Annotated in this window: 10 protein-coding genes and 1 tRNA gene; 8 read left to right on the forward strand and 3 right to left on the reverse strand. The window is 52.9% G+C overall.

Annotated elements, in window-relative coordinates:
* Positions 1–3 precede the first annotated feature (3 nt).
* Positions 4–627: a DNA-3-methyladenine glycosylase 2 family protein gene (locus ABDW36_RS03005; protein WP_343700396.1), complete on the forward strand. Its 624-nt coding sequence runs from the start codon at positions 4–6 to the stop codon at positions 625–627.
* Here ABDW36_RS03005 and ABDW36_RS03010 read toward each other — a convergent pair.
* Positions 617–1,261: a hypothetical protein gene (locus ABDW36_RS03010; RefSeq protein WP_343700397.1), complete on the reverse strand. Its 645-nt coding sequence runs from the start codon at positions 1,259–1,261 to the stop codon at positions 617–619. The genes ABDW36_RS03005 and ABDW36_RS03010 overlap by 11 nt on opposite strands.
* Positions 1,262–1,421: 160 nt before the next feature.
* On the opposite strand from ABDW36_RS03010, the gene ABDW36_RS03015 reads away from it, so the two are divergent.
* The 3 genes from ABDW36_RS03015 to ABDW36_RS03025 all read left to right on the forward strand — a co-directional run bounded on the left by ABDW36_RS03015 (position 1,422) and on the right by ABDW36_RS03025 (position 7,066).
* Entirely contained in the window at positions 1,422–4,502 is a 3,081-nt protein-coding gene (locus tag ABDW36_RS03015) for a TonB-dependent receptor (protein ID WP_343700398.1), read from the forward strand.
* A gap of 11 nt (positions 4,503–4,513) precedes the next feature.
* Positions 4,514–6,271, forward strand: a complete 1,758-nt coding sequence (locus ABDW36_RS03020; RefSeq protein ID WP_343700399.1) for a RagB/SusD family nutrient uptake outer membrane protein — start codon at positions 4,514–4,516, stop codon at positions 6,269–6,271.
* 330 nt (positions 6,272–6,601) lie between these two features.
* Entirely contained in the window at positions 6,602–7,066 is a 465-nt protein-coding gene (locus tag ABDW36_RS03025; RefSeq protein WP_343700400.1) for a hypothetical protein, read from the forward strand.
* Between the two features lie 136 nt (positions 7,067–7,202).
* Here the strand turns inward: ABDW36_RS03025 and ABDW36_RS03030 are convergent, their stop codons facing one another.
* Positions 7,203–10,193, reverse strand: a complete 2,991-nt coding sequence (locus ABDW36_RS03030) for a glycoside hydrolase family 3 N-terminal domain-containing protein (protein ID WP_343700401.1) — start codon at positions 10,191–10,193, stop codon at positions 7,203–7,205.
* Between the two features lie 285 nt (positions 10,194–10,478).
* Between ABDW36_RS03030 and ABDW36_RS03035 the strand changes: the two genes are divergently transcribed.
* The 3 genes from ABDW36_RS03035 to ABDW36_RS03045 all read left to right on the forward strand — a co-directional run bounded on the left by ABDW36_RS03035 (position 10,479) and on the right by ABDW36_RS03045 (position 12,280).
* Complete coding sequence (locus ABDW36_RS03035) at positions 10,479–11,066, forward strand: adenylate kinase (RefSeq protein WP_343700402.1); 588 nt, start codon at positions 10,479–10,481, stop codon at positions 11,064–11,066.
* A 106-nt stretch (positions 11,067–11,172) separates the two neighbouring features.
* Positions 11,173–12,186 (forward strand): GTPase ObgE, encoded by a 1,014-nt coding sequence (gene obgE, locus ABDW36_RS03040; protein WP_343700403.1) that lies wholly within the window; start codon positions 11,173–11,175, stop codon positions 12,184–12,186.
* A gap of 20 nt (positions 12,187–12,206) precedes the next feature.
* Positions 12,207–12,280, forward strand: a tRNA-Thr gene (locus tag ABDW36_RS03045).
* Positions 12,281–12,293: 13 nt separating this feature from the next.
* Here ABDW36_RS03045 and ABDW36_RS03050 read toward each other — a convergent pair.
* Entirely contained in the window at positions 12,294–13,424 is a 1,131-nt protein-coding gene (locus ABDW36_RS03050) for a J domain-containing protein (protein ID WP_343700404.1), read from the reverse strand.
* 89 nt (positions 13,425–13,513) lie between these two features.
* On the opposite strand from ABDW36_RS03050, the gene ABDW36_RS03055 reads away from it, so the two are divergent.
* Positions 13,514–14,272 (forward strand): DUF72 domain-containing protein, encoded by a 759-nt coding sequence (locus ABDW36_RS03055; protein ID WP_343700405.1) that lies wholly within the window; start codon positions 13,514–13,516, stop codon positions 14,270–14,272.
* Positions 14,273–14,371: the final 99 nt, after the last annotated feature.

A 14,371-nucleotide genomic window follows, 5' to 3' on the forward strand; every position in this document is an offset into this window, starting at 1 on the left:
TGTATGGCTACTCATCACACCATTTACATACCTCACCTGAGCCGCGATAAAAAGCTCGGCAAGATCATACAGGCCCCGCTGGCAGACCTGCCTGTGCGGAAAAACATTGCGCTGAAACTGATTGGTTCCATTATGAGCCAGCAGCTGTCTGTAAAAGTAGCAGAAGTGATCTACAACAGGTTTTTGCAGTTGTACGGCGGCAAAGAACCGCGCACACAGCAGGTGCTGGATACGCCGCCTGAAATCCTGCGCGGCATTGGCCTCTCCAACGCCAAAGTAACATACGTACACAACGTTGCCCGCTTTGTACAGGAAGAAAAGCTGACAGACGCCCGGCTGCACAAGCTCAGCAACGAAGAACTGATCACCTACCTTACCAGTATCAAGGGCGTGGGCCGGTGGACGGTGGAAATGTTGCTGATGTTTTACCTGGGACGGGAAGATGTATTTGCTATTGATGACTGGGGCCTGCAACAGGCCATGACCAAATTGTACAAGCTGGACGCTTCAGATAAAAAAGCCCATCGTGCAAAGCTGCTGCAATTATCAGATAAATGGGCGCCATACAGAACGCACGCCTGCCGCTACCTCTGGGCCTGGAAAGACAATGCGCCTGTTAACGGATAGTATAGGTTTGCAGCCTCGTGGTATCTGTATCCGTATCAAGCTGAATAAGCCCTACGCCTTTTGCATAATAGTTGGTGCTCAGTTCCGTAGGCGGTAAATAAGGAGGAATAGACACTTCCATCCGCACGCCTATCACGTCTTTATATACAGTGCCCAGCACCGTTTTTGAAGTTCCTTTCTGCATAATGGTATAATCCACTATCAGCTGCACGTCTCCCACAATAGGCAGGTTGATCGGGAACTGCTCCTGCCAGCCCCCACCCAGCGCCACATTATCTTTCAGGTATACTGTTCTGACCACGTTTGAAGGTACGTTGCTGACCGCCGCAATGTCTGCCACCTGCACATAAGTACCGCCTCCGCAGCGGAAGAGCGACATGCCACTGCCGGCATCGTCTTCCAGCACACGGAACTGCTCGCCGTTCACCGTACTGTCTCCCGTCACCTGCAATGTGTAATGAAACGTATCAGGTGAAGACACAGCCACCTGCTGGTAGGCAAACGAAGAACCCGTGCTGTACGGCGCATAATCGCAGGTGTTCTGTACAACAGGCTCCTCCTGGCTCTTTTCCTTTTTACAGGCCGCCAGCATGGCAACAATCATTACTACAGCAGAAAACTGGTAGAACTTCATAACACAAGTCATTCGTTCCCTGAAGTTACCAGTTATTTTTTTCAAAATGAAAGAGTACATACTACATCTAATTTCGAAAATATTTAAAGAAAAACAAGATAACTTTAAATAGCATAGTTATCTAGTGTTACTATTATTTAACCCACCTAAAAAACCCGTTATGCGAAAAATTCCACGTTTAGGCGCAGCCATGCTTATGGCTGCCCTGGCCCATTTCACGGGAGGCATGCCCGTCTCCCAGGCCCAACAGGTTAACACGGCCTCTTCCAGGAACATTACGGTAAAAGGGAAAATCAGGGACGCAAAGAACAGTCCCCTGCCCGGCGTTACCGTAAGGGTAAAAGGCACCACCAAAGGCACCGTATCTGACGAAAAGGGGGCGTTCAGCATCCCCGACGTAGACCCGCAGACGGTGCTGGTAGTACAGTTCATCGGGTACGAGACCCAGGAGTACCCGGTAAACGGCTCCACCAGTATCAGCATTTTGCTGAAAGAAACAGAAAAACAGTTGGACGAGTATGTGGTGACAGGCTACGGCACCACTAAAAAAGTGACCAAAACCGGCTCCGTTAGCACCGTCAAGGGCTCCGAAATCAAGCAGGCGCCAACAGTGAACATTTCAAACGCATTAGTAGGGCGCGTTTCGGGCCTGATGGCCATTAACAGCAGTGGAGAACCGGGGTATGACGGGTCACGCATTCTCATCAGGGGGAGAAGTACCTTCAACAACTCGGATCCCCTGGTGGTAATAGACGGTATTCCGCGAGACGGGTTCCAGCGGCTCAACCCGAACGACATTGAGAACATCTCGGTGCTGAAAGACGCCTCAGCCGCCATTTTCGGCTCCCGCGCGGCCAATGGCGTTATTCTCATCACCACCAAACGGGGGCGCACGGGCAAGCCGATGCTCAGCTACAGTTTTAACCAGGGCTTCACCCAACCCACGCGCCTTCCCAAAATGGCCGATGCGCCTACCTACGCGCGCATCGTGAACGAGATCAACGTGAACGCAGGCGACCAGCCCAGCTTTTCTGAAGAGCGCATCCAGAAATTTGCGGACGGCTCAGACCCATGGGGCCACCCTAACACAGACTGGATCGGGGAAGTGGTGAAACCCCTCTCCAGCCAGAACCGGCACGATCTTTCCCTCCGCGGCGGGTCAGACAAGTTCGTCTATTTCGTATCGCTGGGCACGCTTTTCCAGGACGGCATCTTCAAAAAAAGCGCCACCAAGTACCGCCAGCACAACATCCGCATCAACCTGGACGCAAATGTGAACAAATACCTGACGGTGAGAATGGACGTGGCAGGCCGCCTGGAAGACCGCAACTTTCCGCCACGCAGCGCAGGCTCCATTTTCCGCGCCCTGCTCCGCGGCCGCCCCACGGAAGCAGCCCGCTGGCCTAACGGGCTGCCGGGGCCCGATATTGAGTACGGAGATAATCCCGTGGTGACCAGTACCAACGAAATTGGCTACCAGCGGGACAGAACGTACGTCATCAACAGCAACCTGGGCGTGATGCTCTACATTCCCGGCGTAGACGGGCTTTTTGTAGACGCCAATTTTGCGCTTGACCAGAATTTCAACTTCCAGAAACGTTTCATCAAACCGTGGACGCTCTACACCTACCAGGGCATGGACGGCAGCGGCCAGCCCATGCTGGAAGCCTCCAAACGCGGCGTGAGCGCGCCGGAGCTGGAGCAATGGTACGGCCAGAACCAGAACATCACCCTCAACGCCAAGATCAATTACATCAAAAGTTTCGGCAAGCACAACGTTACCGGCATACTGGCCGTGGAGCAGAATACCAACAAAGGAGACAACTTCTGGGCCCGGCGCCGGTACTACATTTCCGATGCGGTAGACCAGCTGTTTGCCGGCAGCAATGAAGAAAAGGACAATACAGGCCGGGGGTTCGACTATGCACGCCTCAACTACTTCGGCCGTCTTTCCTACAACTTTGATGAAAAGTACCTGTTCGATTTTAACTGGCGGTATGACGGGTCTCAGAACTTTCCCACCGGCCGCCGCTTCGGCTTTTTCCCCGGCGTGTCTGCCGGCTGGGTGATATCACGGGAAAACTTCTGGAAACAGGCCGTGGGCGCCACCATTGACTACTTCAAGCTGCGCGGCTCTTACGGTCAGATGGGGAACGACCTCGTCAACCCCTTCCAGTACCTCAATACCTTCGGCATTGCAGACGGCGGCACCGTGTTTGGCGAAAAGCTGAACACCGGCATTTATACGCTCCGCATTCCGAACCCCAACATTACCTGGGAAGTGTCCAACAACATGGACCTGGCCATTGAAGCCAAGTTCTTCAACGGTCTCATTGGCATAGAAGCGGAATACTTCCGCACCCACCGCTACAGCATTCTCACCAAACGCTCCGCCTCTGTGCCCATCTACACGGGCCTCACCCTGCCTGATGAAAACATCGGCAAGGTGCAGAACCAGGGCGTAGACCTTAACATTTCACACAAACGCACGGCAGGCAAGTTCAGGTATGAAGTGGTGGCCAACATTTCACATGCCAGGAACGAGATAGTGTTCTGGGACGAAGTGCCCAACGTACCCGAATGGCAGCGCTCCACGGGCCGCCAGATAGGCGCCACGCTATACTATGAGGCCATGGGCATATTTAAAAGCAAGGAGGAAATTGAAAAATACCCGCATGTAGGCGGCGCCGTGCCCGGGGATGTGATTTTCCGGGATGTGAACCAGGACGGGCAGATCAATGACCTTGACAGGGTACGGGTAAACCGCTCGGAATACCCGCTCTGGAACTACGGTCTCACCCTGGGAGCGGAGTACCACAACTTCGACCTCACCATGCTTTGGCAGGCCGCTACGGGCAGCAGCCAGTACATCCGCACAGAGTCTGGCCTCATCGGCAACTTTCCCATGAAAATTGTGGAAGACCGGTGGTCTCCCCAAAACCCTGACGGGACCATGCCGCGGCCGTATGACCGCGACAAGGAATACTGGGTGAGCCGCCCCAACACCTTCTGGCTCTGGAACACCAATTACCTGCGCCTCAAAACGCTGGAGCTGGGCTACACCATTCCGCAGCCGCTGCGCAAGCGCATTGGGCTGGAAGACCTGCGCGTGTACGTGAGCGGGCAAAACCTGGTTACGTTTGACAAGGTGAAAATATTTGACCCTGAATCTCCCACCGGCAGCGGACAGTACTATCCGCAAACAAGGATCTTCAACGCCGGCCTCAATGTCACCTTCTAAAAAATATCACTATGAGAACTATCATCAATATACTGCTGTTTACCGCTATGTGTACCATGGCCTGTAATAAAGACCTGCTGGAAAAAAGGCCGCTGACGGAATATATGGAAGAAGACGTTTGGCGAGACCCGAACCTGGTGCAGGCTTACGTAAACGACCTGTACCCCAAAATGCGGCACGGGTTTAACGAAGTAATGCTGGCGTCCATGACGGATGAGGCGCGTTTCATTCATAACTACGGCACCACCACGTCAGTAACGGAAGCCATGAGCCCGGAAGACCTGGGCGCCCTTAACCTTTTCGGGGAGTGGGACAAACATTACAAGGCCATCCGCAACTGCAACATCTTTTTCGAGATGGTTGGCACATCGAAAGACCTTTCCGCGGAGCAGCGCAAGCGCCTCACCGGTGAAGTGCATTTTTTACGCGCGTACTTCTATCACATGCTGGTAAAGTACTGGGGCGGCGTGCCGCTGGTGAAGCAGATATTCAAGCTTACAGACGGGGAGGCCATGCTCATACCGCGTAACAGTTTTGAAGAATGCATACAATACATTGTAGACGAGTGTGACAGCGCCATGGCCCTGTTGCCGGAGGTGCATGACCGTGACAATAAAGGCCGCGCCACCCGCTTTGCTGCCATGGCCCTCAAGTCTCGCATACTGCTCTACGCCGCCAGCGATCTGTTCAACCAGGGCGGCAACGCCAACAACCCGGAGTGGGGCTACGTACAGGTAGACCAGGCAGCGCGCAATGCCCGCTGGCAAAAAGCCAAAACCGCGGCGCTGGAGCTGATGAACACCAGGGCCTTTGCATTGTACAAACCTTCCGCCTCGGCCATAGACAACTACACACGCGTGTTCCTTGACAAAGACAATGCAGAGATCATCTTCTGCAAATACTTTAACAGGCAGCAGCTGGGCACCAGTCATGATCTCTACAACGGCCCCAACGGTTATCACAACTGGGGAGGCAACGTACCACTGGAAAACTTCGTGGAAGGTTACCAGATGGATGACGGTACAGACTTCAGCTGGAGCAACCCGGCCATGGCCGCCAAACCTTACGAGAAGCGGGACCCGCGGTTCTACGCCACCATTCTCTACAACGGCGTAAAATGGAAACCACGCCCCAGTGACGCGGTGGGCCTAGACCCTGTAGGCGTGATACAAACCGGCAGGTACGAAAAAAGGAATGGCGCCAATATAGAAGTGATGAACGGGCTGGATAGCCGCCAGGGGCCTATTGAAAACTGGAACGGCAGCTACACCGGTTATTACCTGCGCAAGTTTATGGACATTAACCTGGACGCGCAGTTTTTCCGGGGAGACCAGGCCTGGCCTTTCTTCCGCTACGCGGAAATTCTCCTCAACTATGCGGAGGCCGCAATGGAGCTGGGGGAGGAAGGAGAAGCCCGCACGGTTATTAATGAAGTGCGCACCCGCGCCGGCATGCCCGCACTGGATGCTTCTGTTACTGGCAGCGAGCTGGAAAAGATGTACCGTTATGAACGCCGGTACGAACTGGCGTTTGAGGAACACCGCTACTTTGACGCGCGCCGCTGGCTGATTGCGGAAACCGTGTTCAGCGGTCCCGCCAAAGCCATTGAAATTTACGGCAAGCTGAACCCCGACACCCTGTTGTATACTTACAAAGTATTAACAAACGGCGTGCAGGAAAGAAAGTTCACCCGGAAGCATTACCTCCTGCCAATCATGGCGGAAGAAATTCGCAGAAACAGTAAGATGACTCCCAACCCGGGCTACTGATACTAGCCACCACCCTGCCTGCACACAAACATGTGTGTGGGCGGGGTGTATGTAAACCATACACTTCCCTCCCTCGAAAAAAAACCTGCTCCAATTTGTGTACGGCATGTGTATAAATCGTACATTCGATTCCCAGTTAACATATAATTAACGACCCAAAAGAAGAAGATAGCTTAAGAATTATTCCACCTGAAGAAAACGCACCCGTAACATTAAGGCAACCATCTGCTCATATTTACTTAATGTGCCTTTAATGTTGAATTAACGCCAGACCAGGAGCTTTGCACCAGTTTAGAGATCAGTACAAGTTAACTATTTAAAAAAACCATCATGAAACACAGTTTTGTTTTCTCACCAAAACAAATTCTTACTGTTGCTGCCATTGTTTTGGGCTGCTCCATGCAAGCCTCTGCGCAAAGCGAAGCCTTTGCCTATGCCGGAACCCGTAAAGAAAGCCCTAAAACCCATGCAGCCATTGAAGAAAAAAATGCCATGGTATTAAGAGGATGTAAAATGAACATCCTGCAGGATGCAGATGCCGCCCTCCGCTTCCTGGTGTTCATTGAGAACCCTGCCATGGACAAACTCACGCTGTACATTAAAGACAGCAATAACAACACCCTGCACAGGGAAGACCTGCAGGTTACTTCACCAAGGTTTGTTGCCCGTTATAACCTCGAGAACCTGGAAGACGGAGCCTACACGTTCGAAGTAAGGAATGGTAAAGATAAACTGGAAAGGGCCGTAGACATTAAAACACAGACGCTGGTAAACCGTGTGGTTTTACTTGACTAGACTGTGTAACTGAAGAAAACCGAAGGTGCATCCCGGCGGGTATGCACCTTTTTTTATGATGCAGACATGCGTAAAATAGACCGGGGCCGGCTGCAAATGCAACTGGCCCCGTGTCAATTTATTTCATGTGTACCGCTTACAACATGGCATCATACAACGTTTCCATCATATTGCCACGAACATTGAGGGTTGATATTTTGTTGTTGGCGCCGCCGTTGGGGCAAACCCGGTTGCTCAGATAGATGAACACCAGGTTGTACTGCGGGTCTATCCACACGCAGGTACCGGTAAAGCCGGTATGCCCGAAAGTGAGCGGAGATGCGCTTTTAGCGGGATAAGGATCTTTTCTGGGGTCTTTATCCTTTTCTTTCTCCGGCTTGTCAAAACCCAGGCCGCGGCGGCTAATGTTGCTGCCATAGGCGGAAAACAGCTGGATGGTTTCAGGCTTAATATATTGGTGCCCGTCATAGCTACCGCCGTTGGCCAGCATCTGTGCCAGCACGCCCAGGTCTGTTGCGTTGGAGAAAAGCCCTGCGTGCCCGGCTACCCCGCCAAACATGGCGGCGCCGGGGTCATGCACGTCGCCCCGTATCCATTGCACCCTGAAGTTGTTCTCGAACTCTGTAGGTACCAGCTGTGATAACGGCAGCCGGCTACGCGGTTCAAAGCCGGTAGTAACGAGGCCCAGCGGCTCATAAAAGGTTTCACGCACATAGGCGTCCAGCCGCTTGCCGGTAATGGCTTCCACTATTTTGCCCAGGAAAATAAAATCGTTGTCGCTGTAAATATACTGGCGGCCGGGAGGCAGCAGACGGCTGTCCAGTATACGGCGGAACATGGTATCTATATAGTCCGCCTTCATATACATGTTTTCAGCTACCCTCACGGTATGCAGTGAATCCTGTTCCGGCCTGTACAGCGTGGTGTCTGGCCAGCCGTTGTCATATAACGTTTCTTTGTAAAAAGGGATCCAGGCCACCAGGCCGGCCTGATGCAGCAATATGTCACGGATGCGCAGGTTCTCCTTGTCGGAGCCACGTACAAAGGGCAGGTAAGTGCCCAGCGTAGCATCCAGCTGCAGCTTGCCTTCGTCATACAGCCGCATCACGGAAATAGTGGTGGCGCAGATCTTTGTAACAGAGGCCAGGTCATATACCGAGCTGTCTGTTACCGGCTCTTGCTGGCTGTAGTCATAATAGCCGAAGCTTTTATTGTATACCTGCTTGCCATTGCGCAGTGCCAGTATCTGGCAACCGGGGGCGGCGCCCTGGTTGATCATGTTGTAAGCCAGCGCGTCCAGGCGCATCAGCACCTTCGAGCTCATGCCCACCGTTTCAGGCGCTACGGCCTCCAGCTTGGGTTTGGCCGGCAATGCAGGTGGAATAATGGCGGTAAGGCCCATGCCGAATTTGAAGTTGTTGCATACTGTAACCGGCAGTTTGCCTTTAGGCTCCAGTTTGCCAAAAATCACGTCTGCAGCGGCGCGGTGGGTGATGCTGTCGTCTTCATATGCTGCTATGACCGTAGGTGCGTCGCAAAAATAGCGGATGGCGTACGGGTTGCCGAAGGCAACGGTAACAGCAGGCATTTCTTCCTGCACCTGGTTAATAACGGCGCGCTCCGCCCTGGAAATCCCATAATTGTTAGCCGGGCGGCGGCTGTAGTTCTGTACGGCAATGATCACTGCCTGGTACTCCGCCTTCAGGCGTTTTACCATAGCCGCCACGCCCGCTTCCGTTTGCCGGGAAGAGAACACGTAGGCGTCTGCGTCAGGGCGGTATTGTTTTACCGCTTCCACAAAAGTATTGTTACCCCCGTCTACGCCTACGGCCAGCACCGCCAGCTTTTTACCGGCCGGCATGGGCAGCAGGTGATTATCGTTCTTCAACACGGTAATGGCACTTTCGGATATACGTTTCCGTAAGGGCAGCACGGCTTTGTTGAGATCTTCCGTGATATTCACCGGGTCAATGGGCTTGAGATTGGCCAGGCCCAGCTCATATTTGGCGCGCAGCACTTTCTTCACGCGCCGGTACACTTCTTCCCTGCTGATAGTGCCTTTTTTGATGGCCTGCGCAATGGCGTTAATGCTGCCCCTGGCGGTGGAAGGAAGCTCCATCAGGTCATTGCCTGCCAGCAGGCTCTGCAGAGACTCCTGCCCGTTGTTGTAATATTTTGAAATGCCTTTCATTTCCAGCGCGTCCGTCACAATGAGGCCGTCAAAGCCAAGATCTTTCTGCAGCAGATTGGTAACGGCTTTATAGGAAATGGAGGTAGGCGTGTTGGCCTTGCTGTCTATAGCGGGAACGTACAGATGGGCAATCATGATAGAGCCCACGCCAGCTTCAATGGCGCGGCGAAAGGGATACAGCTCCAGGGAGTCAAGGTCGCGGATAGACTTGTTGATGGAAGGAAGGTCGTAATGGGAATCCACGTCTGTATCCCCATGCCCCGGAAAGTGTTTGGCGCAGGCCATAATACCTGCGTCCTGCATGCCCTTGATCATGGCCACCCCCAGGCGCGCCACCTGGTATTTGTCTTCCCCGAAAGAACGGTCGTTGATCACGGGGTTGTTCGGATTGTTATTTACGTCCAGCACCGGCGCAAAGTTGTATTGAATGCCCATGCGGCGGCACTGTTCGCCAATGGCCTTGCCCACCTGGTAAATGAGCAGGCTGTCTTGCACGGCGCCCAGCATCAGGTTGCGGGGAAAGGCCATCACGCTGTCTACAAAACGCATGCCCAGGCCCCACTCCCCGTCTACCGCCACCAGCAGCGGCGTTTTGCTGATAGACTGGTAAGTGTTCACCAGGTTGGCCTGCCTCACCGGGCCGCCCTGGAAAGTAACGAGGCCGCCTACTTTGTTGTTCCTGATATCCCTGATCACGGAGGCCACGTGTTCCGCGCCCAGGTTGGAGTGCACACGTATCATGATCAGCTGCGCAATCCGCTCCTCATGGGAAAGAGAGAGGAAGACGCTATCTGCCCAGCGGTCTGCCGCCGTTTTGGGTTGTTGCTGAAGAGTGGCTGTTTTTCCTGTACGTGTAGACTTTTTTTGTTGTATGGGTTGTCCGTTAACCGGGAGCATAAAGGCCATGAGCCCTATTGCGAATAAATACTTCCTCATCATTTTATAAACATACAAAATTTACTACTGGAATAGTTTGCCTCTCAACACATTATAAACATTCAATATGTAAATAACCCTCATCGTGACTTGTCAGCAGCCTTTTTTAATTCGTCTACCAATTCCCTTTATTTATTGAATTATATTTATTATTTTCCAGTATTCTTTTACGGTATTTCATCAATCTTAATTTTAATTACCGATACATTCAATTGTTTGTTATCTTTGTACCTTCGGTTTAACACACAGGCCTCTTGCCTGTTTTACGAATCATTATCAAAGAACATGGTCAATTTGATTTTATTTGGCCCTCCCGGAAGCGGAAAGGGTACCCAGAGCGCCAACATTATTGAGAAATACGGTTTGCTCCACCTCTCTACCGGAGATCTGCTGCGGAAGGAGATTGCGGAAAGCACGCCTTTGGGCCTTGAAGCACAGAAATTCATGAACCAGGGTATACTGGTACCTGATGAAGTGGTGATAGGGATGATCAGCTCCATGCTGGATGCCAACCCCGAGGCCCGCGGCTTCATATTTGACGGGTTTCCCCGCAATACGGCCCAGGCGGAAGCGCTTGACAAGCTGCTGGCCCTGAAGAAGGCGCCTATCTCCGTAGTGCTGAGCCTGGAAGTGCCGGAAGACGAGCTGATACGCCGCCTGCTGGACCGTGGCAAAACCTCCGGCCGCCCGGATGACGCCAATGAGGCCATTGTAAAGAACCGCATTGTGGAATATCATAATAAAACCGCTCCTGTGGCCGATCACTATGCCAAATTCGGCAAGCTGAGAAGGATCAAGGGTGACGGTTCCATTGAGGCTACTTTTGAACTGCTGTCTAAAGAGCTGGATGAATTGATTGGCGAGCGGGTATAATTCCGGCAGGCATTCCAAACATATTGCAACGCAAAGATCAGGTAAGGCTAAACTTTACGATCTTTGCGTTTTGCATTTAATCCCCTTTAACGGGGCATAGCGAGATATGGAGAATTTTGTTGATTACATACGGGTATACTGCAAATCCGGCCACGGCGGCGCCGGCAGCCGCCACTTCATGCGTACCAAGTTCAAGGCCATGGCCGGGCCAGACGGCGGAGACGGCGGCCGGGGCGGGCACATCATGCTGCGCGGCAACGCGCAGCTGTGGACGCTGCTGCACCTGCGCTGGTACAAGAACGTGATTGCAGAGAACGGGGAGAACGGCAGCGGAGACAACTGCACCGGCGCCCAGGGGAAAGACATTGTAATAGAAGTGCCGCTGGGTACTATTGTACGTGACGAAGAGACGGGCGAGATAGAGGCAGAAGTGATGCAGGACGGGGAAGAGGTCATCTTTATGGCCGGCGGCCAGGGCGGCCGCGGCAACGCTTATTTTAAAAGCCCCACCAACCAGGCGCCGGAATACGCCCAGCCCGGAGAGCCCGGCCAGGAAGGCTGGAAGCTGCTGGAGCTGAAGGTATTGGCAGACGTAGGCCTGGTAGGCTTCCCCAACGCCGGTAAATCTACCCTGCTTTCTTCCATCACCGCCGCCAAACCCAAAATTGCCAACTACGCCTTTACTACGCTCACGCCCCAGCTGGGCATGGTGCAATACCGCGATGACCGGTCTTTCTGCGTAGCAGACCTGCCCGGTATCATAGAAGGCGCGCATGAAGGCAAAGGCCTTGGCCACCGCTTTCTGCGGCATATTGAACGCAACGCCGTGCTGCTGTTCGTAATTCCGGCAGACAGTGAAGACCACCGTAAGGAATTTAACATACTGGTGAACGAGCTGGAGCAATACAACCCCGAGATGCTAGACAAACAGTTCCTGATTGCCATCAGCAAAAGTGATATGCTGGACGATGAGCTGAAGGAAGCCATAGCGGAAGAGCTGCCGGAAGACGTGCCCCATGTGTTCATCAGTTCCATTACCCAGGCAGGGCTGCAGGAGCTGAAAGACCTCCTGTGGGAAACACTCAATTCCGAAGTAAATTCTGCCGAAGAAAACGAATAGATTATTATTTTTGTACGGCTGCCACCCTAGCTCAGCTGGTCAGAGCGGTTGTTTCGTAAATAACAGGTCGTCGGTTCGATCCCGATGGGTGGCTCAGGTAACCTTCGTTACTGCCCTGGTGCAGCAGCGGAGGTTATTCTTTTTTGCAGCACCTCCATCATGCCCGCCAGGTCTGCCCACACGGTGTCTTTATCATCTGCATTGTATAGCCTCTCAAAGAGGTTGCGGGTAAGCTGCCCATCCCGCTGGTTGAAATGGAACGCAATAAAATGCCGCAGCAGCTCTTTCCGTGTGCCATCGTCCCGGCCGGAAGCGTCCAGCGGGGGAACGCCCCTGTCAAAGAGGTGGCGCAGGTTTTCAAGAATGGCAATGCTGCGTTGTTTGTCTGGTCCCGGAAATATTACCTGGCCGTCTTCATATACCAGGCGTATTTCTGCAACAGGCTCATCGTTGAGCAGTGTTTTCACAGCACAGCCATAGCAGCTCCGGTATTCGCCTACCAGGTCGTTAAAGTACAGGTAGAGCCGGTTATGCTGTACATACATAGCGCCATCGTAGTGGAATATAAGGTGATACCTGCCTTCCCTCTCCGCAAACAGGTAACCGCCAGCTACCAGTTCAGGCACATCGTCATTGTCCATATGCAGGAAGGTATGCGCAGTATCTCCGTCTGCCAGGAAGTTCCTTAACCGCTGCTCCCCCTGGCCCGGTATAACCAGCACAGGGTTGGGATTTGCCACCTGGGGAAACAGGCCTGAGGCAATGGGCGGCAGTTCTACCTGCGTTTCCGGTACATCTTCCGGGAACCGGGGCCGGGGTTCCGGCCCAAAAAAATACAGCAGCGTAAAAAAAGCCAGCAAGGCCGCGGCCGTAAGCCACATTGCCTTTTTAGACAGGCGCGCCGTTACCTGTATGTTCACGTTAAAGGAATAGGAGCGGCCGCCCCTGTATGGCGGCTGGTAATAGGGCCGCTGCTGTTGCGCCTGGCCGGCTGTTGACGTGGTTGACGCGGCGGCCGAAGTGCGTTGCCAGGCCAGTCGCTGGTCATAGTTATATTTTCGCTGCGGGTTGCCCAATACTTCATAAGCCGCCAGCACCTGCCTGAACTTTTCTTCCAGTGCCTTGTTGCCCCCGGTTTTGTCCGGATGATATTGCATACAAAGTTTCCTGAACGCCGTTTTGATCTGCTGATCTGTAGCATGCTCACTTACACCCAGTATGGAATACAAACTATGCATTACAATGTAAAGTAATGCATTATTTCCGGCTTGGAGAAGAGGCGGCGGCTACAGCCGTGCGTCTGGTACTAATATTGAGACGGGAGGTTATGATCCGCTCACTGCACATTGGCACCTCCGGCTGGAGCTACAAAGACTGGAAGGGGCTGTACTATCCGGAAGACCTCAAGCCCACGGAATACCTGGGTTATTTCAGCAGGGAGTTCCGCTGCGTGGAAATCAACACCAGTTTTTACCACCTGCCCAAACCGGAAACGGTGCTGAAATGGGCAGATACCGTACCCCGCGGTTTCCGCTTCTGCCCCAAGCTCAGCCGGTACATCAGCCACTACCAGAAACTGAACGATCCGGAAGAGGCGCTGGAGCGTTTTTTCTCCGTATTTGACCCGGTAAAGAAAATGCTGGGGCCTGTGCTGGTGCAGTTGCCGGCCAACGCGCCCTTTAAGAAGGAAGTGGACGAAAATTTTTTCTCTGTATTACGCAAAAAGTACCGCGACTATGTGTTTGCGCTGGAGATCCGGCACGAAAGCTGGCTGGAGGCACAAAGTGTGGAATTATTACAACAATATGGTATCTCGCTGGTAATTGCCCAGTCTGCCATGCCGTTCCCCCACCATGAGCTGGTAACCGCCAAAGACATTTACCTCCGCTTTCACGGGCCGGGCAAGCTGTATGCTTCCAAATACCACCCTCAAACCATGAAGGGCTGGGCGCGCAAGTGCGCCAGATGGCTGCGGGAGAAACACCGGGTATGGGTATTCTTCAACAATGATTTTTACGGCTATGCAATAGACAATGCCCGGATGCTGGAAAAATATATTGAGGCGGAGATGGAAACGGACAAATAGTCCGGTACAAATTTGTGCATTTTATTGTCTTAATGTGCATTTTCAGTGTATTTCATGCATTTTGCCGGCCACTCAAAGCCCTTGCCTGTATTGCATTTG

The sequence above is a fragment of the Chitinophaga sp. genome, from assembly GCF_039596455.1.
Classification (GTDB): domain Bacteria; phylum Bacteroidota; class Bacteroidia; order Chitinophagales; family Chitinophagaceae; genus Chitinophaga.

Excerpts from the sequence above, each read along its gene's own strand:
- ABDW36_RS03005 (WP_343700396.1), top strand. The coding sequence starts at position 4 with ATGGCTACTCATCACACCATTTACATACCTCACCTGAGCCGCGATAAA.
- ABDW36_RS03010 (WP_343700397.1), bottom strand. The coding sequence starts at position 1,261 with ATGAAGTTCTACCAGTTTTCTGCTGTAGTAATGATTGTTGCCATGCTG.
- ABDW36_RS03015 (WP_343700398.1), top strand. The coding sequence starts at position 1,422 with ATGCGAAAAATTCCACGTTTAGGCGCAGCCATGCTTATGGCTGCCCTG.
- ABDW36_RS03020 (WP_343700399.1), top strand. The coding sequence starts at position 4,514 with ATGAGAACTATCATCAATATACTGCTGTTTACCGCTATGTGTACCATG.
- ABDW36_RS03025 (WP_343700400.1), top strand. The coding sequence starts at position 6,602 with ATGAAACACAGTTTTGTTTTCTCACCAAAACAAATTCTTACTGTTGCT.
- ABDW36_RS03030 (WP_343700401.1), bottom strand. The coding sequence starts at position 10,193 with ATGAGGAAGTATTTATTCGCAATAGGGCTCATGGCCTTTATGCTCCCG.
- ABDW36_RS03035 (WP_343700402.1), top strand. The coding sequence starts at position 10,479 with ATGGTCAATTTGATTTTATTTGGCCCTCCCGGAAGCGGAAAGGGTACC.
- obgE (WP_343700403.1), top strand. The coding sequence starts at position 11,173 with ATGGAGAATTTTGTTGATTACATACGGGTATACTGCAAATCCGGCCAC.
- ABDW36_RS03050 (WP_343700404.1), bottom strand. The coding sequence starts at position 13,424 with ATGCATAGTTTGTATTCCATACTGGGTGTAAGTGAGCATGCTACAGAT.
- ABDW36_RS03055 (WP_343700405.1), top strand. The coding sequence starts at position 13,514 with ATGATCCGCTCACTGCACATTGGCACCTCCGGCTGGAGCTACAAAGAC.